Annotated in this window: 8 protein-coding genes, 1 tRNA gene and 1 pseudogene; 5 read left to right on the forward strand and 5 right to left on the reverse strand. The window is 62.0% G+C overall.

Annotation, left to right across the window (positions count from 1 at the left end; all coding sequences use genetic code 11):
* From C8N32_RS14440 to C8N32_RS14450, 3 genes and pseudogenes are all read right to left on the reverse strand, one after another.
* A pseudogene (locus tag C8N32_RS14440) lies at positions 1 to 324 on the reverse strand (DDE-type integrase/transposase/recombinase); the annotation flags it as partial.
* A 70-nt stretch (positions 325 to 394) separates the two neighbouring features.
* Positions 395 to 478: transfer RNA gene (locus C8N32_RS14445), tRNA-Leu, on the reverse strand.
* A 50-nt stretch (positions 479 to 528) separates the two neighbouring features.
* Positions 529 to 2,022, reverse strand: a complete 1,494-nt coding sequence (locus tag C8N32_RS14450; protein ID WP_107893676.1) for an NAD(P)H-hydrate dehydratase — start codon at positions 2,020 to 2,022, stop codon at positions 529 to 531.
* Between the two features lie 177 nt (positions 2,023 to 2,199).
* Here C8N32_RS14450 and C8N32_RS14455 point away from each other — a divergent pair, with 177 nt between their 5' ends.
* Both C8N32_RS14455 and glnA read left to right on the forward strand, forming a co-directional pair.
* Entirely contained in the window at positions 2,200 to 2,538 is a 339-nt protein-coding gene (locus C8N32_RS14455) for a P-II family nitrogen regulator (protein WP_107893677.1), read from the forward strand.
* A 30-nt stretch (positions 2,539 to 2,568) separates the two neighbouring features.
* Positions 2,569 to 3,975: a type I glutamate--ammonia ligase gene (gene glnA, locus C8N32_RS14460; RefSeq protein WP_107893678.1), complete on the forward strand. Its 1,407-nt coding sequence runs from the start codon at positions 2,569 to 2,571 to the stop codon at positions 3,973 to 3,975.
* Between the two features lie 257 nt (positions 3,976 to 4,232).
* Here glnA and C8N32_RS14465 read toward each other — a convergent pair whose 3' ends face one another.
* Positions 4,233 to 4,634, reverse strand: coding sequence for a DUF6314 family protein (locus tag C8N32_RS14465; protein ID WP_107893679.1), 402 nt, complete (start codon positions 4,632 to 4,634; stop codon positions 4,233 to 4,235).
* Between the two features lie 76 nt (positions 4,635 to 4,710).
* Here C8N32_RS14465 and purB point away from each other — a divergent pair, with 76 nt between their 5' ends.
* Positions 4,711 to 6,015 (forward strand): adenylosuccinate lyase, encoded by a 1,305-nt coding sequence (gene purB / locus C8N32_RS14470; RefSeq protein ID WP_107893682.1) that lies wholly within the window; start codon positions 4,711 to 4,713, stop codon positions 6,013 to 6,015.
* Positions 6,016 to 6,111: 96 nt separating this feature from the next.
* Positions 6,112 to 6,276, forward strand: a complete 165-nt coding sequence (locus C8N32_RS15055; protein WP_170106822.1) for a hypothetical protein — start codon at positions 6,112 to 6,114, stop codon at positions 6,274 to 6,276.
* Positions 6,277 to 6,304: 28 nt separating this feature from the next.
* Here C8N32_RS15055 and C8N32_RS14475 read toward each other — a convergent pair whose 3' ends face one another.
* A complete protein-coding gene (locus C8N32_RS14475; RefSeq protein ID WP_107893680.1) occupies positions 6,305 to 7,297 on the reverse strand; it encodes an MDR family oxidoreductase in 993 nt (330 codons plus the stop codon).
* Positions 7,298 to 7,384: 87 nt separating this feature from the next.
* Between C8N32_RS14475 and C8N32_RS14480 the strand changes: the two genes are divergently transcribed.
* Positions 7,385 to 7,633: a hypothetical protein gene (locus C8N32_RS14480; protein ID WP_107893681.1), complete on the forward strand. Its 249-nt coding sequence runs from the start codon at positions 7,385 to 7,387 to the stop codon at positions 7,631 to 7,633.
* Positions 7,634 to 7,773: the final 140 nt, after the last annotated feature.

A 7,773-nucleotide genomic window follows, 5' to 3' on the forward strand; every position in this document is an offset into this window, starting at 1 on the left:
GGCTTCGCAAATCATGTCGAAGCGCATCTGCCGGGAATGGGCAGTGTTCCTGTTCCGGGGCTGTTCGGCGAACTGAATGCCGTTGTCGGTCAGGAGCTCGTCGCGCAGGCTGCCGTTGAAGCGCTCGACGAAGGCATTTTGCTGCGGCTTTCCCGGGGCGATGTAGTGCCAATCCACGCCGTTGTCGTTCGCCCATTTCAGGATCGCCCGGCTGGTGAACTCCGTTCCGTTATCACTGACAATGCTGGCCGGTTTGCCATAGAGCCGGAAGAGCGCATCCAGTTCCCGCGCCACCCGTGCACCCGAGATACTGGTGTCGGCCATCGCACCATCAAACCCTGGGATCAAACAGATCAAATAAAGGAGAACCGGAGAATGATAAATGATTTCAATATGGTGCGGGTGAAGGGACTCGAACCCCCACGCCAAAGGCGCCAGAACCTAAATCTGGTGCGTCTACCAGTTCCGCCACACCCGCATCCTGCGCCGCTCTCTTAGCAAAGCTCCCGACAGGAGGCGAGGTAAAAATCAAACCTGCAAGCGCCTCAGAACCCTGGGTAAAATTTCGGGCAAATCTTCCGCGATCAGTCCGGGGCCGAAAACACGGGCGGCCTCGACATGCAGCCAGGCGGCGGTCCGGGACGCTGCGAAGGGCGGCGCGCCACGGGCCAGAAGACCACAAATCAATCCCGCAAGAACATCCCCCGCTCCGGCGGTGGCCAGCCACGGTGCCGCCCGCTCATAACTGGCGGCGCTGACAACAGCAGTGCCATCGGGGGCGGCGATGATAGTGTCCGGACCCTTCAGCAACACCACCGCTCCGGCACGCCGCGCAGCCTGCCGCGCGGCCACCAGCCGGGATGCGGCAGGACCGGTCCCGGCGGGCGCGTGCAGGGGCGCGGCGAGATCCGGAAAAAGCCGCGCGAACTCCCCGTCATGGGGCGTGAGCACGACCTCTGCCCCATGGATCAGGTTGAACAGTGTCTCGGGCCCGGAGGCGAAGAGAGACAGCGCATCGGCATCCAGCACCACCGGTCGGACGCCGTTCAGGGCCGAACGGACAAGCCCGCGCGCCCGTGCCCCCAGCCCCAGACCCGGGCCGAGGCAAAGCGCACTGTAACGCGCATCTTCCAGAACAGCGGCAAGGTCTGCCCCCCCCTCCACCCGGCGCAGCATCACCGCGGTGATCTGGGCCGCGACCTCCGGCCCGGCCTCCGCAGGGACGCCAAGGGTCACCAGTCCTGCCCCGACACGCAGCGCCGCCCGCGCCGCCAGCCGGGCCGCCCCCGTGCACCCTGCCCCGCCGGAAAGAACAAGGGCATGCCCGTGGGCGTATTTATGCCCCCCGCGCTTGGACAGCAGAACCGTGTCTGGTTGGGCAAGCCCCACGCCCACGCCCCCGCGCAGGCCGATCGGGCAAACCACAACTTCACCACAATGGACAGGACCATCGGCCAAAACATGGCCCAGTTTCAGCCGGTGGAACGAAACCGTCAGATCCGCGCGTAATGCCGTCCCTCCGATCGCACGCCCAGAATCGGCACAAAGACCGGAGGGAATATCCACCGCCACCACCCGTGCCGCCCCGTCTGCAACCGAAAGCAGTGCCGCAGGCAGCGGGCGCGTCAGACCGGTGCCGAAAAGCGCATCGATCACCACCGCCCCGCGCATGTCCGGCACGGAAGGCAGTGGCGCGACGGGCCCCAGCGCCGCCCAGCGGTCATGGTTGAGACGCGCATCCGGCGGCAGCCGCTCGGCAGCGCCGAAGAGATGGACGCGCACATCCCATCCCCAATGCTTGAGAAGCCGTGCGATCACGAACCCGTCGCCCCCGTTGTTGCCGGGGCCGCACAGAACGACCGCACGATGCGAGCCGGCGGCCAGATCCGGCCAGCGGGCGAACAGCGCCTCGATCACGCCCTTGCCGGCCCGTTCCATCAGTTCGGCGCCGGAAACCTGCCCGGACTCGATCGCGGCGCTCTCGATGGCGCGCATTTGGGCAGATGTCAGAATCTCAGTCATTTCCTTGCCTCGGAATGTTCTCAGAATGCCCGGTAAAAAAGCGAGACGCCTAAAATTTAATCATTTCAGCAGGAATCCCTCCGGCACCTCCTGCCCCGTCAGACTAGCCAATTGTATGCCCGTCAAGGAAGTGATCTGTCAGCAGGCAAGACAACGCAAGAAAGGGAGTCGGGACCGGTGAAAAAGATCGAAGCGATCATCAAGCCCTTCAAACTCGACGAGGTCAAGGAAGCCCTGCAGGACATCGGTGTTCAGGGCCTTAGCGTGATCGAGGTAAAGGGCTTTGGCCGACAGAAAGGCCATACCGAGCTTTACCGGGGGGCGGAATACGTTGTCGATTTCCTGCCCAAGGTGAAGATCGAGGTCGTTCTGCCCGACGATCAGGTGGACGGCGCGGTAGAGGCGATCATCGCCGCCGCGAATACCGGCAAGATCGGCGACGGGAAGATTTTCGTCTCATCCGTCGAGCAGGCCATCCGCATCCGTACCAGCGAAACCGGCGAAGACGCGCTGTAATCGACCATCCAGAGAAGGGAAAAAGGTCACATGAGCAAAGATGCAGTTCTCAAGACCATCAAGGAAGAGGATGTCGAATATGTCGATATCCGGTTCACCGACCCGCGCGGCAAGCTTCAGCACGTGACGGTCGTAGCCGACCTCGTCGACGAAGACTTCCTTGAGGAAGGTTTCATGTTCGACGGGTCGTCGATCGCGGGATGGAAATCCATCGAAGCCTCGGACATGAAGCTCATGCCAGACCCGGCCTCTGCCTATATGGATCCGTTTTATGCGGAAAAGACGCTCTGCCTGCATTGCTCGATTGTCGAACCCGACACCGGCGAACCCTATGAGCGGGACCCCCGCGGCACCGCCGAAAAAGCCGAGGCTTATCTGAAATCCTCCGGCATCGGCGACGTGTCCTACTGGGGCCCCGAGGCCGAGTTCTTCATTTTCGACGATGTGCGCTACTCGGTCGAGATGAACAAGGTCTCCTATGAGGTCGACGCCATCGACGCCGCCTGGAACACCGACACCGAATACGAGATGGGCAATACCGGCCACCGTCCGGGCGTCAAGGGCGGCTACTTCCCGGTCAACCCGATCGACGACGCGCAGGATCTGCGCTCGGAGATGCTCTCCACCATGAAGCGGATGGGGATGAAGGTCGACAAGCATCACCACGAGGTCGCCTCCTGCCAGCATGAACTGGGGCTGATCTTCGGCTCGCTCGTCGAGCAGGCCGACAACATGCAGAAATACAAGTACGTCATCCACAACGTCGCGCAGGCCTATGGCAAATCGGCAACCTTCATGCCCAAGCCCATCGCAGGCGACAACGGCACCGGCATGCATGTCAACATGTCGATCTGGAAAGACGGAAAGCCGCTTTTTGCCGGTGACCGCTATGCCGATCTCAGCCAGGAGGCGCTCTATTTCATCGGCGGCGTGCTGAAACATGCCAAGACGCTGAATGCATTCACCAACCCTTCGACCAACAGCTACAAACGCCTGATCCCCGGCTTCGAGGCTCCGGTTCTGCGCGCCTATTCTGCCCGCAACCGCTCGGGGTGCGTGCGAATCCCGTGGACGGAAAGCCCGAAGGCCAAGCGTGTGGAAGCCCGCTTCCCCGACCCGTCGGCCAACCCTTACCTGTGCTTTGCCGCACTCTTGATGGCCGGTCTTGACGGGATCAAGAACAAGATCGACCCTGGTGAGGCGATGGACAAGAACCTCTACGATCTGCCACCCGAGGAGCTGGAGGGCATTCCCACCGTCTGTGCATCGCTGCGCGAGGCCCTGGAGGCGCTGGAGGCCGATCACGACTTCCTGCTGGCCGGCGATGTGTTCACGAAGGATCAGATCCAGGGCTACCTGGCCCTCAAGTGGGACGAGGTCTACACCTACGAGCACACCCCGCACCCGGTTGAATTCAAGCTCTACTACAGTTGCTGATCTTTCACCTTCGGAAGAGGGCGCCATACGGCGCCCTTTTCGCGTGGATGGGCGCCGGGTGCTCCCCGACGCCCGTGGGAAGGGGGCCTTCCCGTGGGATCACTGCCAACGCTTTCGGTGCAACGAATGCACCGAAACCCGGTACAAGGCGGCTGGCAGACACGCACCTCAGGGACAGGTAAGCAACCCGGCACGCCAACACAACTCATGCGTGTAAAATATTGACTTTCCAGTTCAAATTGCCGCAGCCCGCCCCCTCACCGGGAATAGAGAGAACGCATCGCGTAGGTCTTGCGCGGTCCGTGTACGTCCCAGACGGCGGACCAGTCCGGCCAGCGGCTGAAATCATACCGCACATGATAAAAATCCGGGGGGCAATCGTGAGAGGCCTCCGGAGTTGCCCCCGGCGCGATGGAATGGAAGAACCGCCCATCCGCAAAACAGACGTCAATCCGCCCCGGCACGGCATGCCACAGATACACCCGGCGGGCCATCATCGGCGGCTGGCCCGGCCAGCGCAGGGTGCCCTCTTCCTCGTAACGCAGACCGCCGGGGACAACCGTAAAGCTGGCCTGCCCCTCCAGCACCGCGCACTGGCCGGTCAGCGTATCGTCGATCTTTCGGGTCAGGCGCCACAGACCTTCGAAGTTTTCCAGCATGTCCGCTCCGATGCTTGCCGCCCTTGCCCACCCGGTTTATCAGACGGGCAAAGACAACCCAACCGAAGGCTCGCCCATGATCCCCCGCTATGCCCGCCCCGAGATGGTTTCCATCTGGTCGCCTGAAACCAAGTTCCGCATCTGGTATGAGATCGAGGCCCATGCCTGCGATGCTCAGGCCGCGTTGGGAGTGATCCCGAAGGAGAATGCCGAGGCCGTCTGGAAAGCCAGGGATGTGGAGTTCGACGTCGCCCGCATCGACGAGATCGAGGCCGTCACCAAACATGACGTGATCGCCTTCCTCACCCATCTGGCCGAGCATATCGGAAACGAGGAAGCCCGCTTCGTCCACCAGGGCATGACATCCTCGGACGTTCTCGACACCTGCCTGAACGTGCAGCTGACCCGCGCCGCCGATCTTCTGCTGGACGACTTGGACAAGGTCCTGGCCGCCCTGAAAAAACGCGCCTTCGAACACAAGGATACGGTGCGCATCGGCCGCAGCCACGGCATCCACGCCGAGCCCACCACCATGGGTCTGACCTTCGCCCGTTTCTATGCCGAGATGGACCGCAACAAGCGCCGCCTTCAGGCCGCACGCGAGGAAATCGCCACCGGGGCAATCTCGGGCGCAGTGGGAACCTTTGCCAATATCGATCCTGCGGTGGAAGCCCATGTCTGCGCGAAGATGGGCCTGAAACCGGAGCCGATTTCCACCCAGGTCATCCCGCGCGACCGGCACGCGATGTTTTTTGCCACGCTCGGAGTGATCGCCTCCGGCATCGAAAACATCGCCATCGAGATCCGCCACATGCAGCGCACCGAAGTGCTGGAAGGAGAGGAATTCTTTTCCAAGGGTCAGAAAGGGTCTTCTGCCATGCCGCATAAACGCAACCCGGTCCTGACGGAAAACCTGACAGGACTGGCACGGCTGGTGCGCATGACCGTGATCCCGGCGATGGAAAACGTGGCGCTCTGGCATGAGCGCGACATCTCGCATTCCTCGGTGGAGCGCGGCATCGGCCCGGACGCCACCGTGACGCTGGACTTCGCCCTGAACCGACTGGCCGGCGTGATTGAGAAAATGGTCGTCTACCCCGAAGCCATGCTAAAAAACATGAACAAGTTCAAAGGCCTGGTCATGAGTCAGCGCGTCCTTCTCGCGCTGACGCAGGCCGGCGTCTCGCGGGAGGATGCATATGCGCTGGTACAGCGAAACGCGATGAAGGTTTGGGAACAGGGCAAGGACTTCAAGGAGGAGTTGCTGGCCGACCCCGATGTCGCCGCTGCGCTTTCGCCCAAAGATATCGAGGAAAAATTCGACCTCGCCTACCATACGAAACACGTGGATACGATCTTCGCCCGCGTTTTCGGGCAATAACATTTTCATCAGCTCTTGTGCGTCTCGTGCGCGCGGGCTTTGGAAAGGCCCGCGCGCATGTTATGTTTGGTTTCCATTCAACAGGGAGACTGCGCAATGATCCTCAAGACCACTTTCGCCGCGCTGGTTCTGGCACTCGCCCCCACCCTTTCCGTGGCCGAAGGCTGCGGGTGGGAAAAGAAGATGAATGCCAGCAGCTGCGCCGAGGGCCAGACCCTCGACCACGCCAGCGGCAAATGCGTGGACAAAACCACGAGCTGACGCCAGGGCCCGCGTAGCGGGCCCCCTCTCAGGCGTTCACATCCACGACGACCCGCCCCTTCACCCGTCCTTTCAGAATATCGGCGCCCAGCGCGGGCAGATCCGCAAGCGTTGCGCCCTGGATCATCTTGTCCAGCTTTTCCATGGGCAGATCGCGCGCAACCCGTGACCAGGCACGATGGCGGGTTTCATAGGGGCACATGACACTGTCAATCCCCAGCAGGTTGACCCCGCGCAATATGAAAGGAGTTATCAGGGCGCCCTCCAGCATCGCGCCACCGGCCAGCCCGACCGTGGCGACGGAGCTTGCGTATTTCATCTGCTTGAGAACCCGCCCCAGCATTGCGCCCGCCACGGAATCCACACAGCCGGCCCAGATTTCGCTTTCCAGCATCTTCTTTGAAGGATCGGCAAGCTCCGCACGGGGCACGATCTGTGTCGCGCCAAGATCGTTCAGATATTTCGCCGTTTCGGGCCGGCCGGTCACGGCGGCAACCCGATGGCCCAGCCGGGACAGGATCGCCGTGGCGACGGACCCGACCCCCCCTGCGGCCCCCGTCACCAGGACCGGGTCATCGCCAGGGGCCAGGCCATGCTCCTCCAACGCCATGATCGCCAGCATCGCGGTCAGGCCCGCGGTCCCAACGGCCATCGCCTGCCGGGTTGTCAACCCTTCGGGCAGGGGCACCAGCCAGTCGCCCTTCACCCGCGCCTTCTGGGCATAACCGCCCCAATGCACCTCTCCCACGCGCCAGCCGGTCAGCACGACCTTGTCACCCGGAGCAAAGCGGATGTCTTCGGATTTTTCGACAGTCCCGGCGAAGTCGATCCCCGGCACATGAGGGTATGTCCGCACCAGCCCGCCCTGGCCACCAAGGCACAGACCGTCCTTGTAATTCAGCGTCGAATACTCCACCGCCACGACAACATCGCCTTCGGGCAGGCGATCCTCGGATATCTCCCGCACCCCGGCAAGAATCGCGCCGTCGGCGTCCTTTTCGACAAGCATGGCCCTGAACATGTTCTTCTCCCCTTTTCTGCCTTTTCCATTTGTCGCAGATCGACGTCCACATTGCGAGCAGACACTTGAGCCTTCGCAGGAGCTTGCGTGGCGTCGCACCGCACAGCGCCCGCAGAAAGGACCGGGTATGTATCTGAAACCGATTCTGGCCGCCAGCCTGCTGGCCGGACCCGCCTTGTCGCCGTCAAAGAACTGCTGATATTCGATTATTCCGGTTTCGAACTGCCGGAATTCCACCCCCGGCACATCGAAGAATACGGCGACAGCCCAGATTGCGCCTTCTTCGCAGACGAGGAAGAGGCGCTACAAAACTCCGTTCCGTTTTCGGGCGCCTAAAGCGGTTTGCGTTTGATTTGACTCGGCTTGGGATTCACAGGCCGATTTTCTCCGGTTCACTTCTGTTGGGAGGTGGATCATGGGCAAACCTTACTCTTTGGACCTTCGGGAACGGATTTGCGCTTGCGTCGCTGAGGGCA

It is taken from the genome of Rhodovulum imhoffii (assembly GCF_003046545.1).
GTDB classification, from domain to species: domain Bacteria; phylum Pseudomonadota; class Alphaproteobacteria; order Rhodobacterales; family Rhodobacteraceae; genus Rhodovulum; species Rhodovulum imhoffii.